Raw genomic sequence first — 21,347 nt, 5'->3', positions numbered from 1 at the left:
CGGCAAGGCCTCGGTTTTGGGTACTTTTTGTGGAAAAAAGTACCTGCCATTGCCCGGCATGAGGGTAGGCAAGATTGCGAGGTGGACTATAAAAAGTTTTAAGGAAATGAGCAGATCCCCCCATAACTCAAGTTGTTTTTACTTTTCTAACCTTTTCCTTTGCTCTCTTTTAAATCGTCGCAGATCTCTATCTTCTTTCATCTGTTTAAATTTGGCAATCTGTTGCTTGATCTCGGCTTCTTTTTGGGGTGTAAACCCAACGCTGTATTTAACACCCTGAAAAATAGTTTTCCACAAAAAATTAAAAAATGAAGCACTGGGCTTTCTTTGGTAATTTATAGGCGCAATAACATGTCGCCCATTTTCTGAAGGATTATCAGGAGAGATTACAATAGCATTAGCCAGTAACGATAAAATCCCCATTCCGGTTAACCCCTCTCCTTCTTCCTGTTTTTTCAGTATTTTTAACGATAGGTCGTTGAACCTGAAATCTATTTTACCCTTGGCTATATCTTTTTTCACATCAATATCAAAATCCAATTCCTTGATCTGGCATCTGTTTACCTGAACCATAGCTAAAGGCTTAGTCACATAATTCAGTTGTCTTGCATCCATTACGCCTAAATTTCCCTTATAACTAAAATCCCCATCAGGCGAAATGATGTTAAATTTAAAATCGACCTGAAGTTTTCCTTGTCCCATTAAATAACTGGTTAGTTTCGCTGTTGTAAAAGAATTTAGCTTTTTAAACTTCTCCTGATTGGTTACATTACTAAATTCTCCTGAAGTATTTTTAAATTCTACCCTACCTCGCTGTTTGGTAACCTTATCGTATTCGGCATAATCAATATCCAGATTATTGACGTTGATCTTATGGATACTTAAAGGAATATTAAGCTTTTGCAGTAGCTGGTGTGGAAACCGGCCACTTTTAGGCTCCGTATTTTTGGGATAAAAATTGTCGTTAAAAACCGAAAGTGTTCCATCGGCAATATTCATTTGCTTAGCAATAATTTCTCTCCTTCTGATATAAGCCAGAATATCTATGTCTGTAAGGTTAATATTATTCAGATTAAGCAGATAACGATCCTGTGCCATTCCTACTTTATGCGCAAAGTCTGCTTCACTATATCTAGGCTGAACTTCAAAGTTTTTAATGTTTACCTTTTTTGAGGTAACAGAAAAATCCAGTTGACTGAGCTTAATGTAGTACAAACTGTCTGGAGTAGCATAGCTATAATTATTAAGATAAATCTGTATATCTTTTAATAAAAATGTTCGGCTTTCATCTTTAGCAGATAAGGAATCTATAAGCCAATCTGTAAGGGTAATATTTAAATTAGCTATGGTATCTGTTTCGGGCTTTAAACCATTTTTATCTACATATTCAAAAAAAGCATTCCTGAATTCTATCTTATCTACATGAAATGACTTACAAATAGACTTGATATAATGGTAAGGTGAAATCTCAGGTCTCGAAGGTTTATTCTCGTTAAATTCAAATGCCTTATTGTTCATGCTTATACTGGCATAATCAAAACGCAAAAGCCCTATTTCTATTTCTTTTTTAAAGAAAAGCCTGAAAGGATGAAATTGTTTAATGGTTAATTTTTTAAGCTTGATCTGGTATAAATTATTTGGGGCTTTCTTATTTGTTACCAACTGTTTATAGGTATTGGTATCGGGATTTAGAGTTACATCTCTTAATGTGGCATTACCTGTTAATAGATTAGCATTGATGTCTTTAAAATCTATATCATAAAGCTTGCCCGAGGCATCTTTGATCAGTAGCTTAAGCTCCTCCCTAACACGGGGTTTTATGTTCATGAAAATAAGAACAGAAACACCATAAAGCAACAGTAAAGAACCCACAACAAGGGCAAGTACCTTATAAAGTAATTTCATTTTTGCTTTCTGTGGCATAACCTGCTTTTAAAACCAAGATAGCTTTTATTTGATGAACATCAATTAGCCGGAGCTTACTTTTTTATACCTTTTTTAGGCGGAGGCATTTTTTTCATCGGTATCATTCCTACACTTGCTGTTTCTCTGATTCCTTTAAGTACTGTTTTCCACATCAGGTTAAAAAAAGAGGCCTGTTTAACCCTATTATGATCAACATAGGCAATACGTTGCGGATTGTTTCCTGTTGGGTTATCATCTTTAATTAAAAGAGTATTAGCCAAAAATGATAACAAGCCCTTTTTCTTTTCTTTTCCATCTCCATCCTCTCCTAGCATCTTAATTTTTAATCCGTTATAAAGAAATACAATCTTACCACTAGCCTGATTAAAATTTGCATTTACATTAAAAGTTGCACTGTTTGCATGTCCGCTTTCAATTTCCATCTGTCCTAAAGGTTTTGAAATGGCATTCAACACTTTCATATCAAAACTTCCAACAGTACCATAATAACTAAAAGCACCATTTTTGGCAGCCAGGTTAAAATCTATCTTTACATTCATTTTTGCAGCTCCCATTATCATGGTGTTCAGATCTGCATAGGCATGATTATATTGGTTAAGACGTAAACTATCATTGGTTAAATTACTTAGCGTGCCGCTAAGCGCCTGTAATTTTACCGTTCCTTTATTATTGGTTTCAGGATTAAACTCTGTATAGGCAACATCAACCTTATTGAGTACTACCTGTTCAATAACCGTTGGCAAGGGTAATCGTTGCAAAGCAACATGCGGAAAATTTCTGCCTTTATCAATATCAGGAGGAGGCAAAGACCTATTCATAAAAACGGCAACTTTTGCGGGACCTATAGTCATCTTTTTAACCTGTAAATTCCCATTATTACTTAAACCCGTGAAATCAACTTTATTCAGGGTAATTGAACTAAAATCTAAATCGTACCTATCTTTTTGAACCTTGTATTGTCTACTGAACTCCAACTCAGGGTACATGGGAATAACTTTAAATCCTTTAACCTCCAGACTGCTTTTATTTAAAGATCCTCTTACACTGTCTATTTTAATCGTGTACATCTTATCTTGTGTCAGTGATTTATACCCACCCAATTCAAAGCCAATATTTTTACTGTAAAGCACTCGGGTTGTGTCCAATGATGTTAACGAATCAATCAGCAGATCTTCAATCCTAATATTTACATGTTTCACTGCACTGAGTTTGCGATCTGCATTATAGTAATCGAAATCAGCATCAATAACTTTAATCAGTTTAACCTCTATTGAGTTTAAGATATTTTTTAAGATTTGGTATAAATTTTCTGAGCTTGCTGTATCATTAGTTCTTTTTATCCCTTTATGGTAAACCATATCTATGGAAGGGTTATCCAAAAGTATGGCCTTAGCATGTAGCTCCTTTTTAAAATAAGCATCCAAAATCCCTATCCGAGTTATTTTTAAGTGTTCCAGTTTTACCCGAAATAGATGTACCGGAGCTTTCTTTTGCAGTTTAAGTTGATTAAAAACATTGCTATCCGGCCAAAAAACTACATTATCCAGCGTTACTGTTCCTCTAAGCGGGTTGAGATGCAAATCTTTAAAATCCAATGTATATAATTCGCCAGAAGCTTTTTTCACACCCTCTTTTAATTTACTACTTAATACAGGTTTCCATTTTACTGCTATGATGGTTATCCCCATAACCAGAATAATTAGCAAACTCAGCGCTATGCCTCCAAACCAATACCAAAACCTTTTTTTTGTATAAAAATGCTTACTCATTAAAATAAAATACAAAAAAGCTGTTTAATTGTTTTGAGGTAGGTATTGTAATATAATTCATTCGTAAAATAACTGCCATTCTGTCATTTTCTATTTATTTTTTGTATTTTTGAAGCCCGTAAAATTTTTATTTAATGATCGATTTTAAACTTCAGGACAAAAGTCACGACGAATCTCGTCAGGGCGAAGCCTTAATATTAGATAATCAGAATGCCGATAGCAAAAAGCTTTATATTGAAAGCTATGGTTGCCAGATGAATTTTGCAGACAGCGAGATCGTTGCCTCAATTCTTGCTGAAACCGGCTATCAAACTACAGGCGATTATCAAAATGCTGATGTGATCTTTATCAATACCTGCTCTATACGCGAAAATGCTGAGCAACGTGTTCGCAACAGATTATCGCAATTTGGAGTAGAAAAACGTAAAAATCCAAAATTGGTAGTTGGCGTATTAGGCTGCATGGCCGAACGTTTAAAATCTAAATTTTTAGAAGAAGAAAAACTAGTTGACGTAGTAGTTGGACCTGATGCTTACCGTGATTTACCCAAACTGATCAATGAAGTAGAAGATGGTCACAAAGCCGTAAACGTAATCCTTTCTCGCGAAGAAACTTATGCAGATATCAATCCTGTTCGTTTAACCGGTAATGGTATTAGTGCATTTATTTCTATTACCCGTGGCTGCGATAACATGTGTTCTTTCTGTGTGGTACCTTTTACACGTGGCCGTGAGCGCAGCAGAGATCCAAAGTCTATTGTAAACGAAGCCATCCAGTTATTTGAACAAGGCTATCGTGAGGTTACTTTATTAGGTCAAAACGTAGATTCTTACCATTGGAAAGATGGTCAGGAATTAAAAAGCAAAGCCGATGATTTGCAGGATGAAATGAACACCCTAACTGGCGATGCATTATTAGAGGCATTGGTAAATAAAACCGACCTGCCTGAAAAACGTGGACATCATACCGATGAACAAGTTGATGGCAGTGTAAATTTTGCACAGTTAATGGCAATGGTAGCAGAAATTAGTCCTGAATTAAGGGTTCGTTTCTCAACCTCGCACCCTAAAGACATTACTGATGAGGTGTTGCATACCATAGCTAAATACGATAATATTTGTAATTACATCCATTTACCGGTACAAAGTGGCAACAGTCGGATATTAAAGCTGATGAACCGCACTTACGATCGTGAATGGTATATGGACCGTGTAGATGCCATTAAACGTATTATTCCGGGTTGTGCAATATCTACTGATATCATCACAGGTTTCTGTACCGAAACAGAAGAAGAACATCAGGATACTTTAAGCATGATGGATTATGTAACTTACAGTTTTGCTTACCAGTTTGCTTATTCTGAACGTCCGGGAACACTTGCCGCACGCAAATACGAGGATAATGTACCTGAAGAGGTTAAATTGAGACGTTTAAACGAAGTTATCCAAAAACAGCAGGAAGGCTCACATGCCTACATCAAAAACTTTGTAGGTAAAACCGTAAAAGTACTCATCGAAGGTTTCTCTAAAAAATCTGATAAAGAATACAGAGGACGTAATGATGAAAATGTAATGGTGGTTTTCCCTATTACAGATTCGGTAAAACCAGGAGCGTATGCAAATGTTTTAATAGAAAGCTGCACATCAGCTACCTTAATTGGAAAAGTTGTTGACTAATTAACGTTTCAGGAAACCAGATTTTTTAAGAAACAAGCAGTCCGAACCCTAAACAGGAAAACACGAATGGACATACAAGACATTAAAAACAGGTTTGGTATCATTGGCAATTCGCCCTTACTAAACCGGGCAATAGATACGGCAAGACAGGTTGCACCTACCGATATGTCGGTTTTAATTACCGGCGAAAGTGGTAGTGGTAAAGAAGTCTTTTCACATATTATACATCAATTAAGCGCTCGTAAACACGGAACCTTTATTGCCGTGAACTGTGGCGCTATACCGGAAGGCACCATAGATTCTGAACTTTTCGGACACGAAAAAGGTTCTTTTACCGGAGCACACGAAGCACGAAAAGGTTATTTTGAAGTAGCCAATGGCGGCACCATCTTTTTAGATGAAGTAGCCGAACTCCCTTTAGGCACACAAGCCCGTTTATTACGTGTTTTAGAAAGTGGCGAATACCTGCGTGTAGGTTCTTCTAAAGTTCAGAAAACAGATGTGCGCATTGTAGCTGCAACAAACGTTGATGTTTACGACAGGGTTAAATCAGGGAAATTCCGTGAAGATTTATACTATCGTTTAAATACGGTTCCATTACGCATCCCTTCATTAAAAGAGCGTAAGGAAGACATCTATCTTTTATTCAGAAAGTTTGCGGCCGATTTTAGTGATAAATACCGCAGCCCCGGTATTGTTTTAGAACCCGATGCCATACAGGTTTTAAGTAATTACAGTTGGCCCGGTAACGTACGTCAATTGAAAAATATTGCCGAGCAAATCTGTGTATTAGAAAAAGACCGCAATGTAAGTGCACAGGCTTTACTAAATTATATCCCTAATGAGCAGGGTAACCAGCTACCTATGGCTTTAAATACGGGTAGTAAAGAAGATTTTTCAGAACGTGATATCCTTTACAAAGTATTGTTTGATATGAAGAAGGATATGATGGACCTTAAAAAACTGGTTGCAGAAATTATCCAGAATGGTGGAAATACTTCTCACATCGTAGCCGATAATTCGCCATATATCAACCAGCTTTATCAGGATATTGAATTAAGTAGTCCTAATGAACCTACTTTAACTATCAAGCATCCTTCAAACAACATGCCTACAGACTACAATTATGCGCATGATGCTGAGGAAGTTGAAGAATCATTATCATTGGTAGATAAAGAATCTGACCTGATTAAGAAAGCACTTAAAAAGCACAAAGGAAAAAGAAAATTTGCGGCTCAGGAACTGGGTATTTCTGAACGTACTTTATACAGGAAAATTAAAGAATTAAACCTGAGCTAAGATGAAAAAAATATGGGCCGTACTGGCTGCTATTATTGTTCTGTTTGGATGCAGCTATAAATTTAACGGAGCATCTATTCCAGCCGGAATGAAAACCGTTAATGTTCGTTTTTTTGAAAATAACGCTCCCTTGGTAGTTCCTGATCTAAGTCAGCAGTTTACCGAAGATCTGAAAGAGAGAATACGTACACAGAGCAGGCTGGTGGTTACCCAAAATGAAGCCGATGCTACTTTTGAAGGACGCATTACAGGTTACGATATTAAACCAATTGCTTTTACCGATAACAAAAATCCTGTGGCAGGCGCAAACCGTTTAACCATTACCGTTTTTGTTAAATACATCAATAACCTGGATACAGGAAAAATTAAGACCAGCTTTGAAAAAAGCTTTACCCAATATGAAGATTTTACTTTGGGTGGGCAGACATTACAAAGTATTGAGAGAGGCCTGATTAAGAAAGTAAATGCCAAACTTACAGAGAACATTTTTAATGATGCTTTTGCACAATGGTAAAAAATTGAGCTTTCAATTACTATCTTAGCAACATGGAGTTAGATTATCAACATAAACAGCAGCTTTCTAAATTACTGGCACAACCTTGGCTGGTAACATCTGAGCATGCTGAAATGTTGCATACACTTACTCAAAAATATCCTTATTACCAGCAATTATATCTTTTGCTGGCCAAGGCAGAAAGCAATACACCCGAAGCTGCAAAGTCACTAACTAAAGCAGCTATCTATAACAATGGTACAGTTCTGCACAGATTAATAAACAACCCCAGATCATTAAAGAAGTTTAATGAAATTGAAGTTGTAAAATACGATTCTGTTGAAACTGCCTTGCCAATTAGTACTGAAAATCAAGCAGAGCCTAACAATACGTATCAAACACATCAGGAAGAACCTGTTACACATCAGGAAAAGACAGCAGCTTATCATGAAACTATAGTTCTTGCTGCTGAACCAGATGAACAGGAAGTTTTTGAAGAAATCAATGAACTGATTATTCCGGAAGCTACAGAAACGCCAAAGGCAGACCCGGTTCATCATACAGAAGAAACACCTGTAATTGAAAGTTTAGACAGTACAAATACTGACATCCCTCAAGAACATTATGCAGATTTCTTAGAAGAACCTGCAAATGAATACGCAGGCATAAACCATACGGTTTCTGAAGAAAAAACAGACACTGACAATTTAAAGCCTGAGAGTTTAGCCAATACCGATTTTTTCTATTTCGACAGAGATTTTGTTTCGGAGAAGGTAGATGAAGACACAGAAACCGCAAGAGATGTTGAAGAAACAACTTCTGCTTTAAATATCACCGAGCCTGAAAAAAACAATGTTGATACCGAAGCCAAAGTAAGTAAATATGACGATGATAAACTTCCGTTTACTTTTCTTTGGTGGCTTGCTAAAACACGTAAACATTACGAAGCTGTTTTCAGACCTTTTGTAACACAGAAAACCAATACCAAAAACACAGGTTCTGAGCTTCAGCAACAATATGTAGAGCATATTTTCCATGCCCAGTCTCCACTTGAAGAAGATGAACATGGCGCTATTATCAGTATCACTACCAAAGAAAGTGAGCTGATAGATAATTTTATTAAAAATGATCCGCAGATCAAGCCTTTAAAACCAGATCAGATCAATAACGAAAATAAGGCCAAGAAAAGCGCTGAAGATAACTATGATTTAGTATCAGAAACTTTAGCGTCGATCTACATTGAACAGATGCTTTATCACAAGGCAATAGACACTTATCAAAAATTAAGTTTGAAGTTTCCAGAAAAAAGCCGTTACTTTGCCGACCTTATCCAATCATTAGAAAAGAAAATTTAGAATAACGATATTATGGTAACCTTTTTAATTATTTTATTAGTTGTTGTATGCATTGCTTTAGGTCTTTTTGTTTTAGTTCAAAACCCTAAAGGTGGTGGTTTAGCTACAGGCGGCGCTAACAGCAATATGTTTGGCGTACAACGCACAGGCGATGTTTTAGAAAAAGGAACATGGGTTTTATTAGCATTACTTGTTGTTTTTAGCATGGCTATTACAGTAGCTTCAAAAAACGGTGGTGCAGCTACAGGTTCAAAAATTGACGACCATATCAACAAAACAGCAACTCCGTCGGTAATTGGAGGTGGCTTACAAAAACAAGAAGCTACTCCGACTAAAACTGGTGACAGTACAAAAAAATAAGGCTTAAACATATTTTACATAAAACTCCGCAGTAGATTACTGCGGAGTTTTTTTGTTTAACATGGCACTGTCAGACTGACACTCCTGTGTTAAACTTATTTTAAGAAACTGACAGCTTTGCCAAGTTTTTCAGACAAAAGCCAATTGGCATAAAAACTGATAAAACGTTAACTGTTAAATTAAACATTTTAAATCAAAATAAATATTATTAGAGTTATGGCTTTAAATTTAAAACCAATTGGAGACAGGATTGTAGTAGAAGCTGCTCCTGCCGAAGAAAAAACAGCGTCGGGTATCTATATTCCTGATACCGCTAAAGAAAAACCTCAACAAGGAACTGTAGTTGCTGTTGGATCTGGTAAAAAAGATGAACCAATGACTGTAAAAGTTGGTGATATTGTGTTATACGAAAAATTTGCCGGTACAGAAATCACTCATGAAAGTAAAGAGTACTTAATTATGCGTGAAAGCGATGTTTACGCTGTAATCGGATAAAAATTAATGATTAAGTGATTGAATTTCGAATGAGTAAATTCAGCACAAATCAGAAGTAATTATTAAAAAATTCGAGGGAATATTCAATCATTCTCTCATCCAATCATTCAAAATTTCATAAAGAAATGGCAAAACAAGTAAAATATAACGTTGAAGCCCGTGATGCTTTAAAAAAAGGTGTTGATGTTTTAGCAAATGCAGTAAAAGTAACTTTAGGTCCAAAAGGACGTAACGTAATTATCGATAAAAAATTCGGTTCACCAACCATTACTAAAGACGGTGTATCTGTAGCTAAAGAAATTGATTTAAAAGACCCAATTGAAAACATGGGTGCACAAATGGTAAAAGAAGTAGCTTCTAAAACTGCTGATATTGCAGGTGATGGAACTACCACTGCTACCGTATTGGCGCAAGCAATTGTTACTGCTGGTATTAAAAACGTAGCTGCAGGTGCAAATCCAATGGATTTAAAACGTGGTATTGATAAAGCAGTTGCAGCTGTGGTAGCTAACTTAAAAGAGCAATCACAAACTGTAGGCGAAGACAACAATAAAATCAAACAAGTTGCTTCTATCTCTGCCAATAATGACGAAGTTATTGGTTCTTTAATTGCAGAAGCAATGCAAAAAGTAGGTAAAGACGGCGTAATTACTGTAGAAGAAGCAAAAGGTACTGAAACAGAAGTAAAAACTGTAGAAGGTATGCAATTTGACAGAGGTTACCTTTCTCCATACTTTGTAACCAATGCTGATAAAATGGAGGCTGAGCTAGATGCGCCTTTCATCTTAATCTATGATAAAAAAATCAGCAACATGAAAGAATTGTTGCCTGTTTTAGAAAAAACTGTTCAAACTGGTAAACCGCTTTTAATTATCTCTGAAGACCTAGACGGCGAAGCTTTAGCTACTTTGGTAGTAAACAAAATCCGTGGTTCACTAAAAGTTGCTGCAGTTAAAGCTCCTGGCTTTGGCGATAGAAGAAAAGCAATGTTAGAAGACATCGCTATCTTAACTGGTGGTACTGTAATTTCTGAAGAAAGAGGTTATAAATTAGAAAATGCTGATTTAAGCTATTTAGGTACTGCAGAAAAAGTAGTTGTTGATAAAGACAATACTACTGTAATCAATGGTTCAGGTAAAACTGAAGACATTAAAGCTCGTGTAGGCCAGATTAAAGCTCAAATCGAGACAACTACTTCAGATTACGATAAAGAAAAATTACAAGAGCGTTTAGCTAAACTTTCTGGTGGTGTTGCCGTACTTTATGTAGGTGCCGCTTCAGAAGTTGAAATGAAAGAGAAAAAAGATCGCGTTGACGATGCTTTACACGCAACTCGTGCAGCTGTAGAAGAAGGTATTGTTGCTGGTGGTGGTGTTGCTTTCATCCGTGCGGTAGGAGCTTTAACCAATCTAAAAGGTGATAATGATGATGAAACTACTGGTATCGCAATCGTGAAGCGCGCTATCGAAGAGCCATTACGTCAAATTTGCGAGAATGCAGGTATTGAAGGTTCTATCGTAGTGCAAAAAGTAAAAGACGGTAATGCCGATTTCGGTTACAATGCCCGTACAGATGTTTATGAGAACTTAATTGGTGCCGGTGTTATCGACCCAACTAAAGTATCTCGTGTAGCTTTAGAGAATGCTGCTTCAATTGCATCAATGTTATTAACAACAGAAGTTGTTTTAGCGGATGAACCAGAAGAAGCAGGTGCTGGTGCTGCTCATCCGCCAATGGGCGGTGGCATGGGCGGCATGATGTAATAGCAGCCGAAAGACAGGAGCTAAAAGCATAAAGCTATTTGCAAGCTCTAAGCTTCTTTAGTCTTTAAACCTTATATAAAATCCCTCGGAACACAAATTCTGGGGGATTTTTATTTAATCAGTTTTTCTATTTCTCAAAAAACAGCCAAAGCAATTACTTATATTTACCTACATGGAAGAATTGTTTAAGTTTCTTGGCGACAATAATAAGTACCTCACCATGGCAGAAGTAAATAAGTTTCTGCTAACCATACTTCTATGTGGAATCATTGGTGCAGAACGTGAATATCGAAGCAAATCTGCCGGATTAAAAACCATGATCATGATAGGACTTGGTGCTTCTTTATTTACTATTCTTTCCATTAAAATCGGGGTAAGCAGTCATGATCGTATTGCTTCAAATATTGTAACAGGTATAGGCTTTTTAGGGGCGGGCGTAATCTTTAAAGAAGAGAACCGAGTTAAAGGTTTAACCACTGCCTGTGTAATCTGGATTGTGGCAGCTATTGGTATGGCGGTAGGTTCAGGATATTTTATACAAGCTGTTGGCGTAACTATCGTAGTACTGTTTGCACTCCTGATCTTCCCTTCTGTTGAGAGTATAGTAGAACGCAGGTTCACCAAACGTACCTATCGTATTGTAAAACACTTTAACGATCAGGATTTTGATGAATATGAACAACTCTTTAAACAATTTAAATTAAAGGCCGACAGGGGTAAGCACCAGCTAGCCAAAGGCATTATTACAGGTACCTGGAATGCCGTTGGTACCCCGCAGCACCATCACCAGTTTGTTCAGGCTATGCTAAAAGACAGCAGTATTCTTGAGTTTGATTTTTAGCATCAGGAAACTGTACCGCATGTAGCTGCTCATCTTGCAGATCTTTTACCTTATCTGCAAACAAGATAAAAGCTTTCTGATACAACATGTTTACTTTCTGGTATAAAGAACTTACAGTTTCTTCTGTAATGGTATATTCACGATTGTAACGGGCATCACAGTAACCTTTTTCAAGAATTTCCAGATCATGTAGTTCTTCTTTTTCATCCGCAGAAAAAATACCTATAAGATAAGGTGCAAAACGTTTCAAATTACGTCTTAACACAATAAGTGAATGGCATTTTATATCCTTGCCTCTCATAATATTTAAAAAACATCTGTAAGTAAGTTCTGCTGTTTGCTGCAACATAAAAACGGCCAGTTCATAAGAACCGGTATCAATATAATTTACGGCCCCGCTTAAAAATGAAGAAGCTTTTTTCATTTCTGCATCAAACACATGTTTACAACGAGCTATCATCACTTTATAAATTTTAACACCTGCACAAGGCAATAACTCTGCAGTGCTTTTTCTGTAAACAACGTTTTTTTCAATACAAACAGAACTGTAAAAGAAATTTCCTTCTAACATCTGTTGTTTTAAATAACCAAAAGTATGCAGCGTACAAACACTATCAGGATAACCGAGCAAACTCATGTCTATAACGTTTTCAAACGTTTCTAAAGGCTTACCACAACATTTTTCTAAAACAATAATCAGATCCAGTTTATTTTTTTCACTGCTGATATTGTAAATAGTACCAATAGGTATAGCCTGCTTAAGTAAAGAAACAATCCCATCAAAAGATACCAGTGTATGTTCAGAAAAAGAACAATCAATAAACATTTCATCTTCATTACACTGATAACTCGAAGCTAAGCTGTTCAGCACATTTAAAAGCTCCTCTAAAAAATCTGATTCTTTATGGCAAAGATGCCCAGTTAACTGATTGCTTTCTCTGTAACATTGCCAAAACTTTTGCAGATGATGGTAAATATCTAACTGACTATATTTATTAAAAAACCTACTGAAAGACTGCTCATGCATGTCCTGATCAGTTTCCCTGTACATGATTGGGTATATATCCATTGCTTCACTAATTTTCGTTACCGTTATTAATTACATGATCTAAGAAATTGTTTAACCGGTAATAATCACTTACTACCTCTTCAAAATCAAGAGGCAGTCCATTCGCATTATACAGCGTATAATCTACCAGCATTTTACGCAAACTCATAGATAATTTAACAGGTGAGCGTGTTTTAATTAACGTATTTAAAGAATCATTAACTGAAGTAAAAAAACCGCGATCTTCATTTTCCTTTACAGACTCTATAACCGTTTCTGTTGTATGATGACTTGCGATCTCATTCTTAAAAATTAGCCAACAGCATATCAAAACTTTAACTAATGATTTATAAACCTTTTTGATTTTTACCTGTTCTTCAGCATGTTCATTAGAACAAAGACTCAGATTCAACATCTCATACAATTGATCCTGAAGTTTATATAAACTTAGTTCCTTGTAAAGTATTTCAAACACTAAATAAGGGTCAACTATTTCATCAGGCTTTAGGTAAGCAGCTAGCTTAGTATCACTTAATACCTTACCTTTCAATTTATGCTTACCGGACAGGCCAATACTTTTAGAAAATTTCACATCTGTTTTATAAACCACCCACGTAGCATTTAAAAGTTGAGAAATCAGTTTATATCTATATAAAACATCTGCAATATCCCGGTTAAAAGATTTCAGGCTTATGGCATTCTTATATATCCTCCTTAACAACAATAAATGATCTTCAATGCTTGCTGCATCAAAAAAATTGCTGATAATTTCATAAGGATTTGTGCTTTCTCCGTAAATAGGATTTTTTTGTAAGGCCTTTTTAAAGTAGCCTTTGTAAACCGATTGCAAATTCTCCATAATTGAAAAGATAAGATGTTAGTTATAGATTAGGTTATTTCTTATATTAGCTCTACTTACCATTAAATTTACAAACACATTTGAAGAATTCAAACAATGTTGAAAAATAATTCAAACATATTTGAGAGAATGATGTCTTTCGCTCTTGAAGAAGGATGTAAAAATGCCAACGATTTATCTAAGCGGTTAGGATATAAAAGTCCTGAAAAATTATATCGTTTAGAAAGAGATAACGCCGCTAAACCCTCAGCAGATATACTCATTGATTTCTCAAGGGTATTTGAGAACGCAAACATGAACTGGGTATTAACCGGCATAGAGCCTAAATACAATTCTGAACTAACCGAAGGCATAAACCCTTACGAGGAGATTGAAGATAATAGAGTACCTTATTATGATGTTAAGCTTACAGAAATAAACAGCTTAACAGCCATGGAAGAAAAGCCCGATTATTTTGTAAGCTATAAACCCTTTAATGATTGCACCGCTTACCTACCCGTTTATGGCGATAGTATGTACCCACGGTATGCAGCAGGCGATGTAATAGCCGTTAAGGAAGTAAAAAATAAAAGTATTATACTTTGGGGAGAAGCCTATGTGGTTATTACAAACGAAAATGCCAATGAAATTAAGGCCATTAAAATTATCCATGAACATACTGATGAAAAGAAAGTAATTCTAAGATCATCAAACCCCAACTATAAAGGCGATATTATCATACAAAAACAAGATATCTTATCATTATACATTATTAAAGGGAAAATAACGAGAAATATTATTTAAACCTTGTAATTTTGTATACAAATCATGCAACAAGAACAAATCTCCGTTTTCGATATTTTTAAAATAGGTATCGGCCCTTCAAGTTCGCACACATTAGGTCCGTGGCGTGCAGCCCAGAAATTTACTGATCTGCTCATTCAGCACAATGTGCTTAACAATGTAGAGCAGGTTAAAATATTATTATATGGCTCTTTGGCTAAAACAGGCAAAGGACATGGAACAGATATCGCCATATTATTAGGCTTATCAGGGGGTGATCCTGTAACTTTTGATGTAAATGCAATAGACAGTACTGTTAACCAGATTAAAGGGGAACAGAAGCTTAGTTTGGCTGCTAAACATGAAATTAGCTTCACTTATGCCGAAGACCTGATTTTCCTGTTTAATGAAAGTTTGCCTTTCCATCCAAATGCCGTAACCTTTCAGGCTTTTTTAAATAACGGAAAAGCCATTTCTGAAACCTATTATTCTATTGGAGGCGGTTTTGTAGTAAAAGAAGGTCAGGAGAACAGCGATAAAGAATCTGTAGAGCTACCTTTTCCTGTTGAAAAAGCCAGTGAATTACTGCACTGGTGCTTATCTACAGGGCTTAAGGTAAGTGAAATTGTAATGGAAAATGAAGCTGCATGGCGTCCTGAAGAAAAAACCCGCAAAGGTATTTTAGAGCATTTTCACGTAATCAGAGATTGTATCTATCGCGGCTGCCACACCGATGGTTTTTTACCGGGAGGATTAAATGTAGCCCGTCGTGCTGCCAAACTAAATAAAAGACTGATTAATAACCAGACTTATACGGATTACAACACTTGGGTTAAAGCTATCCAAAATGGCGGAACTGGTTTTAATTATATATTAGACTGGGTAAGCTGTTTTGCTTTAGCTGTAAATGAAGAGAATGCTGCTTTTGGTCGTGTGGTTACGGCCCCAACCAATGGTGCATCGGGCGTTATTCCGGCTGTTTTGCAATATTTCATCACATTTTGCAATGGCTATACAGAAGATAAGATTATACAGTTCATTGCCTGTGCAAGTGAGATTGGCAGTATCTTTAAAAAAGGTGCTACCATATCGGCCGCAATGGGTGGCTGCCAGGCAGAGATTGGAGTTTCATCTGCAATGGCTGCTGCGGCTTTAACCGAATGTTTGGGAGGATCTCAGCGACAGGTTTTAATGGCCGCAGAAATCGCTATGGAGCATCATTTAGGTTTAACTTGCGATCCTATTGGCGGGCTGGTACAAATTCCTTGTATCGAACGCAATACCATGGGCGCCATCAAAGCCATCACAGCAAGTCAGCTTGCATTACAAAGTAACCCAGATAAAGCTAAAGTAAGTTTGGATGCAGTAGTAAATACCATGTGGGAAACCGCTCTTGACATGAACGTGAAATACAAAGAAACCTCTGATGGTGGTCTGGCAACCAAAGTGCCTATAAGTCTGCCTGAGTGCTAATGATATAACTTATTGAAAGTACGGTTTTAGCATTAAAATTGTACTTTCAATATAACTTGGTTAGGAGTTCCTTCAATATACTTCCACTTAGAACCCTCTTTAACTAAACGTACTGCCTCATTATCCAGCTGCCCTCCTGCAGATTTGGTTACTTCTATTTTAGCTGGTAAACCATTTCTATCTATAAGAAAATGCAGTTCTACTGTTTTGCCCAATTCCTGATTTTTACTTACTCTGTTCTGTTCTGTTAAATAATTTTGGTAGGTAGTCCATCCGTTTAAAGGTTGAGGCTTAGATGAAATACTATCTGCTTTAGGTACAGATAAGGCTACCGGGCTGCTCATTGCGGCCACACCTAAACTTTCTGGTTTTGCCATTGACCGTTTAGCCTGTGCAGCCATCGGTGGTTCTGCTGCTGTTACTATTTCTTGTGATGGAGCAATATCTTTCTGATTTTTATCAGTCTGTTTATTGTTTCGGGCAAGTGCCTCGCTATTGTTTTTTAAAGTATGATCTAACTCTGCCTCTACTTTTTCAGGCACAACCTGTGATTCATTTTTTTGGCTTTCAGGAACATCAGCAGCCTGTGGTGCCAGATTTACTTCTATATTTTTAGGTTTGTTTGCAGCCAGTTCTGCCTGCTTCTGTCTATTGGTCTCCCGCATCCAGAACAGAATACTAACTGATATAAATACAACTGCAGCAGTAGCCGCAATGCTTAAACGATGAGAAGTTAAACGCCACATTTTACGTTCAACAGGTTTCTGCTGCAAACGCTCTTGTAATTGCTTTTGTAAGAGCGAAAGATGATAGGTTCGTTTTTTACTGGCAGCCAGACCTTCTAAAGCCTGAGCAACAAAGGGATCTTCAAGGGATAGTTTTTCCACCTGATGCATCTCTTTAGCATCCAGCCTACCGTCAAGGTAATCTTCTAATACCTCAATATCTAACCAATCGTTATAAGCCACTGTTTTTCTCTATACAAATTTTTAAATTTCGTTTACCATTCTGGATATAGCTTTTTACTTTAAGCATATCGTAGCCTGTAATTTCGGCAACTTCCTTATAGCATTTTTCTTGCAGATAAAATAAATCTACACTTTTTCTCTGCTCTTCAGAAAGCGTTTCCATGCACTTTTCCATAATGCTTAGCTGCGTTTCTTTTGTATCGTCAATATCCAGATGCACAAAATCATCTTTTTCCACAAAGTTCTCATCCATTGGCACCAATGGATTTCTATTTTGTTTACGCAGGGCCATTAAGCAATGATTACGGGTTAAGACATGCAACCAGCTTTTGAAATTCTGAACCTGATGAACCCGCAGTTTAACAACCAATTCTTCAAAAATCTGCATAACAGCATCTTTGCTCTGCTCTTCATCTTTAAAATAACTCAGGCAAACACCGTACACCAAATGCATGTACCTGTTATAGAGATTACCCAACACATCCAGATCGCCACTTTTTTGGTAAAGGGCAACCAACTCTGCATCGTCAGGGTTTTGATTTTTGGATGTATTTTTGATAAACTTCAAGTGGACATTAAACTTTAATCTTATTCAATTATAAAAATATTTTTTGACATGAGCGTTTAATTTTAAAAAACACATTACCTCTTAAATAAGACGATAATCTATTTATTTAAGCGACAGCCGCATTGATCGTAAAAGATTTATTAATATTGTAGCAATTCTAGTCATTGAACTTTAGTCTTCAAATCAAATGAATAAAAAGATAGCGTTAAGCATGTTAATTGCAGCTACAGTTACTTGTAGCAGCTGCGATGTACAATCACAACAACAAATAAGTGGAATTTTAGGCCAGGTAGCTACAGGAGCTACTGGTACGCCTACCAGTTTAGAAATAGGCAATGCTTTGAAACAGGCATTAGAACTGGGTACCAGTGCCGGAGCAGATCGTTTATCGGCAAGAGATGGTTTCTTTGGCAATATGGCAATAAAAATATTGTTTCCAACAGAAGCACAAAAAGTAGAAAGCACGTTGAGGAGCCTTGGTTTAAACAGCTTGGCTGATAATGTTATTTTAAGCTTGAACCGTGCTGCCGAAGATGCGGCAAAAGAAGCCAAGCCTATTTTTGTAAACGCGATAAAACAAATGACCATTGCCGATGCTACCAATATTTTATTGGGTAATAAAGACGCGGCTACCCAATATTTTAAAAGAGTTACTACCGCACAGTTAATGGAGAAATTTTCGCCTGTAATTGCCAGCAGTTTAAGTAAGGTAGGTGCCACAAAATACTGGACGGATGCTGCAAGCGCCTACAATAAAATACCTTTGGTAAAACCTGTAACAACAGACCTTACCAGTTATGTGGCTCAAAAAGCCATTGACGGTATGTTTGTTCAGGTAGCACAGGAAGAATTAAAGATCAGAGATAATATAGGCGCCCGTTCAACAACATTATTGCAGAAAGTATTTGGTTACGCTGACAGCAAAAAAAGATAACAAACCTAACTGATTCTTTATATTTAGGGGCGTTAAAATCGAAAGTTGTATCATATAAAGGCAAGCCACCTATTTTTATCTGCAAGTAAAAAGCCTGTGTTAAACACAGGCTTTTTTTATTCTAATAAGGTAAAAAAGAGACCATCTCAAAAACTCTAATTAGTGGTGCTTTAAGATGATCTCTCTCAGTTTTTATTCTCCTCCATTAAAAGAGAAAGTAAATGCACCTCTCTCGCTCACTCCTGTAATAGTAACCTTACCATCTCTTGAGGCAGGCAGAGCTTTCTGTATATCAGCAGCACTATTTACAGCGGTACCATTCACTTTGGTAATGATCAACCCTTTGTGCACGTCCCAGTAATCAAATAATTTACCCGGAACAACATCGGTTACTACTACCCCATTTTTAATACCATATTTAGATTTCTGAGCATCGCTTGCAGGCGCAAAACTTGCACCTAATGCACTGATGTTAGTTCCTGTGGCTTTCTCTTTAGTATTATTTTTAGCCAGTACAGGGTTAATCACACCTTCAGGTTTTAAAGTAACTGATACATTTTTTAATGAACCATCTGTTTTTAGAACAGTTAAATTTACTTTATCACCAGGGCTCATACGCCCTATTTTTTCCTGCAGATCTGGTGAATCATAAATATCAACACCATTTACTTTTTTAATGATATCTCCCGATTTAATACCCGCAGCTTCAGCACCTCCATTCGGAACAACTTCGCTCACATATAAACCTGCTATTTCTTTGGTTTTTAATTCCTCAGCCATATCAGCATCTAAAGGTTTAAATGATACGCCTATATAGCCACGTTTTACTGAACCGTATTTCCTGAAATCTTCTAAAATCTTCTTAGCCAGATTAACAGGGATCGCAAATCCATACCCTTCATTTCTGCCAGTTTGTGAAGCAATAGCTGCATTAATACCGATCAGTTCTCCATTTGCATTTACTAAGGCGCCTCCGCTGTTTCCAGGATTAATGGCTGCATCTGTCTGAATAAATGCTTCTATAGAATTATTGGTACGGCTTGGTAATTTACCTGTTCTTTGGTATTCTTCATACTCTTCCTGGGTCATTTGTCCGCTCTCACGATTTAAGATACCAATATTGCGTGCTTTAGCACTCACAATACCTGCTGTAACGGTAGTTTGTAAATCTAAAGGGAAACCAACAGCCAATACCCACTCTCCTACCTGTACGTTATCTGAGTTGCCCATTTTTATAAAAGGCAATCCATTAACATCAATTTTAATTAGGGCTAAGTCTGTGTTAGAGTCTTTACCAACAACTTTTGCAGTTACCTTACGTCTGTTAGATAAAATTACTTCTATTTTATCTGCGCCATCAACTACGTGATTATTCGTTGCAATATACCCATCAGAAGTTAGGATTACTCCCGATCCTGAAGCAGCTTGCGGCTGACGCGGAACGCGTTGCATACCACCACCTCCAAAACCAAAGAACTGCTCAAAAATATCACCCATATCTCTGCCTCCATTACCCGATTTAGCGGCATACGTAGTTTTAATGTGTACCACTGCTGGAGAAACAGCTGCTGCTGCCTGGACAAAATCAGGCGCACCAGTAGATGAGGAAACTATAGGATTTTTTGCAAACATCATATTTTGTCTGTCTGCAATTGTAAAACCATCATCGTGGCGCTCAAATAACTTATAGGCGCCTATTGCAGCTACCCCTCCTATAAAGGCAGCCAGCACAATCAAACCTATTTTTTTCATTTGCATATTATTACTTTTATTCTCGTAAAATCAATTTTTAATGTCAAGTATTCAAATTTAATACCATATCAACGATATTTGTACATTTATAACACATCTTTTGATGTTAAAAAATGTTAAAACAATTAGCTCTTAAATAATTGTTTAACAGCATAGGCAAATATTTCATCATTAAATGAAGAAAATATGAATATCTCTTTCTATAAATACCAGGGGGCAGGAAATGATTTTATTGTGATAGATCACCGCGAAGCACCCTTAAAAAATATCGACAATGCGCTTGTTGCCCAACTTTGCGACAGAAGATTTGGCATAGGAGGCGACGGATTAATGTTTTTAACCTCACATCCTGAGTACGATTTTGAAATGCATTACTACAATGCCGATGGCAATGTGGGTACGATGTGTGGTAATGGCGGACGTTGCATTGTTGCTTTTGCCAAACATCTGGGTATCATTGAAAATGAAACTAATTTTTTGGCAGTTGATGGCCCGCACTATGCCAAAATTACAGAAGAAGGCAACTGGGTAGAGCTGCAAATGATAGATGTAGAGCAAATTGCCAATGATGAAGATGCCTTTGTGCTCAACACGGGCTCTCCTCATTATGTAAAGGAAGTAAGTGGTTTAGAAGCATTAGATGTGTACAAACACGGTTACGAAATCAGGAATAACGATACCTATAAAGTAAATGGCATTAATGTAAACTTTGTGGAAAAAAAGCCGAATCATTTATTTGTACGCACCTTTGAACGTGGCGTTGAAGATGAAACTTATGCATGCGGAACAGGCGTAACTGCCGTTGCTATGGCCATGGCAAAGAAAGATAACCGCATAGGCCATATTGAAACTCCTGTTAAAGTTTTAGGTGGTAACCTGGAAATAAAATTCAATTATAACGGTCAGGTTTTCTCTGATGTATTTTTATGTGGCCCCGCCGAGAAAGTTTTTGAAGGAAAGATAATAGTTTAATCTTCTCATCATAAATAGGTTCTGCGGCATTACA

Annotated in this window: 19 protein-coding genes; 12 read left to right on the top strand and 7 right to left on the bottom strand. The window is 36.8% G+C overall.

The genetic code is table 11. The annotated features are described in order from the left end of the window. Nucleotides 1-138: 138 nt before the first annotated feature. Together MMF97_RS05475 and MMF97_RS05470 are read right to left on the bottom strand one after the other, a co-directional pair. Nucleotides 139-1,923 (bottom strand): AsmA family protein, encoded by a 1,785-nt coding sequence (locus tag MMF97_RS05475; RefSeq protein WP_243360385.1) that lies wholly within the window; start codon nt 1,921-1,923, stop codon nt 139-141. A gap of 56 nt (nt 1,924-1,979) precedes the next feature. Continuing rightward, nucleotides 1,980-3,695 (bottom strand): AsmA family protein, encoded by a 1,716-nt coding sequence (locus MMF97_RS05470; RefSeq protein WP_243360383.1) that lies wholly within the window; start codon nt 3,693-3,695, stop codon nt 1,980-1,982. A gap of 134 nt (nt 3,696-3,829) precedes the next feature. Here MMF97_RS05470 and MMF97_RS05465 point away from each other — a divergent pair, with 134 nt between their 5' ends. The 8 genes from MMF97_RS05465 (at nt 3,830) to MMF97_RS05430 (ending at nt 11,977) form a co-directional block, all read left to right on the top strand. Further along, entirely contained in the window at nt 3,830-5,371 is a 1,542-nt protein-coding gene (locus MMF97_RS05465; protein ID WP_243360381.1) for a MiaB/RimO family radical SAM methylthiotransferase, read from the top strand. A gap of 66 nt (nt 5,372-5,437) precedes the next feature. After that, nucleotides 5,438-6,670, top strand: a complete 1,233-nt coding sequence (locus MMF97_RS05460; protein ID WP_243360380.1) for a sigma-54 interaction domain-containing protein — start codon at nt 5,438-5,440, stop codon at nt 6,668-6,670. Between the two features lies 1 nt (nt 6,671). Continuing rightward, entirely contained in the window at nt 6,672-7,184 is a 513-nt protein-coding gene (locus MMF97_RS05455) for an LptE family protein (protein ID WP_243360378.1), read from the top strand. 32 nt (nt 7,185-7,216) lie between these two features. Further along, nucleotides 7,217-8,518 (top strand): hypothetical protein, encoded by a 1,302-nt coding sequence (locus MMF97_RS05450; protein WP_243360376.1) that lies wholly within the window; start codon nt 7,217-7,219, stop codon nt 8,516-8,518. A gap of 12 nt (nt 8,519-8,530) precedes the next feature. Then, a complete protein-coding gene (gene secG, locus MMF97_RS05445; RefSeq protein WP_243360374.1) occupies nt 8,531-8,878 on the top strand; it encodes a preprotein translocase subunit SecG in 348 nt (115 codons plus the stop codon). A 216-nt stretch (nt 8,879-9,094) separates the two neighbouring features. Continuing rightward, nucleotides 9,095-9,373, top strand: a complete 279-nt coding sequence (locus MMF97_RS05440) for a co-chaperone GroES (protein ID WP_243360373.1) — start codon at nt 9,095-9,097, stop codon at nt 9,371-9,373. Between the two features lie 125 nt (nt 9,374-9,498). Beyond that, nucleotides 9,499-11,136, top strand: a complete 1,638-nt coding sequence (gene groL, locus MMF97_RS05435) for a chaperonin GroEL (protein ID WP_243360371.1) — start codon at nt 9,499-9,501, stop codon at nt 11,134-11,136. Nucleotides 11,137-11,308: 172 nt separating this feature from the next. Next, nucleotides 11,309-11,977, top strand: coding sequence for an MgtC/SapB family protein (locus MMF97_RS05430; RefSeq protein ID WP_243360369.1), 669 nt, complete (start codon nt 11,309-11,311; stop codon nt 11,975-11,977). Here MMF97_RS05430 and MMF97_RS05425 read toward each other — a convergent pair. Then, nucleotides 11,937-13,046, bottom strand: a complete 1,110-nt coding sequence (locus MMF97_RS05425; RefSeq protein WP_243360366.1) for a HEPN domain-containing protein — start codon at nt 13,044-13,046, stop codon at nt 11,937-11,939. The genes MMF97_RS05430 and MMF97_RS05425 overlap by 41 nt on opposite strands. 7 nt (nt 13,047-13,053) lie before the next feature. Then, nucleotides 13,054-13,884, bottom strand: coding sequence for a hypothetical protein (locus MMF97_RS05420; protein ID WP_243360365.1), 831 nt, complete (start codon nt 13,882-13,884; stop codon nt 13,054-13,056). Nucleotides 13,885-13,980: 96 nt separating this feature from the next. Between MMF97_RS05420 and MMF97_RS05415 the strand changes: the two genes are divergently transcribed. Continuing rightward, nucleotides 13,981-14,667, top strand: coding sequence for a S24 family peptidase (locus MMF97_RS05415; protein WP_243360363.1), 687 nt, complete (start codon nt 13,981-13,983; stop codon nt 14,665-14,667). Nucleotides 14,668-14,691: 24 nt separating this feature from the next. Then, nucleotides 14,692-16,119: an L-serine ammonia-lyase gene (locus tag MMF97_RS05410; protein WP_243360361.1), complete on the top strand. Its 1,428-nt coding sequence runs from the start codon at nt 14,692-14,694 to the stop codon at nt 16,117-16,119. A gap of 32 nt (nt 16,120-16,151) precedes the next feature. Here the strand turns inward: MMF97_RS05410 and MMF97_RS14620 are convergent, their stop codons facing one another. Both MMF97_RS14620 and MMF97_RS05400 read right to left on the bottom strand, forming a co-directional pair. Continuing rightward, complete coding sequence (locus MMF97_RS14620) at nt 16,152-17,087, bottom strand: energy transducer TonB (RefSeq protein ID WP_243360359.1); 936 nt, start codon at nt 17,085-17,087, stop codon at nt 16,152-16,154. Continuing rightward, the gene (locus MMF97_RS05400; RefSeq protein ID WP_243360358.1) at nt 17,077-17,655 is read right to left on the bottom strand and encodes an RNA polymerase sigma factor; all 579 of its coding nucleotides are present in this window, start codon (nt 17,653-17,655) and stop codon (nt 17,077-17,079) included. Before MMF97_RS05400 ends, MMF97_RS14620 begins: the two co-directional genes overlap by 11 nt. A 187-nt stretch (nt 17,656-17,842) precedes the next feature. Here MMF97_RS05400 and MMF97_RS05395 point away from each other — a divergent pair, with 187 nt between their 5' ends. Then, nucleotides 17,843-18,589: a DUF4197 domain-containing protein gene (locus MMF97_RS05395; RefSeq protein WP_243360356.1), complete on the top strand. Its 747-nt coding sequence runs from the start codon at nt 17,843-17,845 to the stop codon at nt 18,587-18,589. A gap of 192 nt (nt 18,590-18,781) precedes the next feature. Here the strand turns inward: MMF97_RS05395 and MMF97_RS05390 are convergent, their stop codons facing one another. Next, entirely contained in the window at nt 18,782-20,341 is a 1,560-nt protein-coding gene (locus MMF97_RS05390; protein WP_243360355.1) for a trypsin-like peptidase domain-containing protein, read from the bottom strand. 186 nt (nt 20,342-20,527) lie between these two features. Here MMF97_RS05390 and dapF point away from each other — a divergent pair, with 186 nt between their 5' ends. Further along, complete coding sequence (gene dapF, locus MMF97_RS05385) at nt 20,528-21,313, top strand: diaminopimelate epimerase (protein WP_243360353.1); 786 nt, start codon at nt 20,528-20,530, stop codon at nt 21,311-21,313. The last annotated feature ends 34 nt before the right edge of the window (nt 21,314-21,347 follow it).

It is taken from the genome of Pedobacter montanisoli (assembly GCF_022809115.1).
Classification (GTDB): domain Bacteria; phylum Bacteroidota; class Bacteroidia; order Sphingobacteriales; family Sphingobacteriaceae; genus Pedobacter; species Pedobacter montanisoli.
The sequence above is the reverse complement of the archived record's forward strand: the minus strand, read 5'-3'. Positions and strand labels throughout refer to the sequence as shown.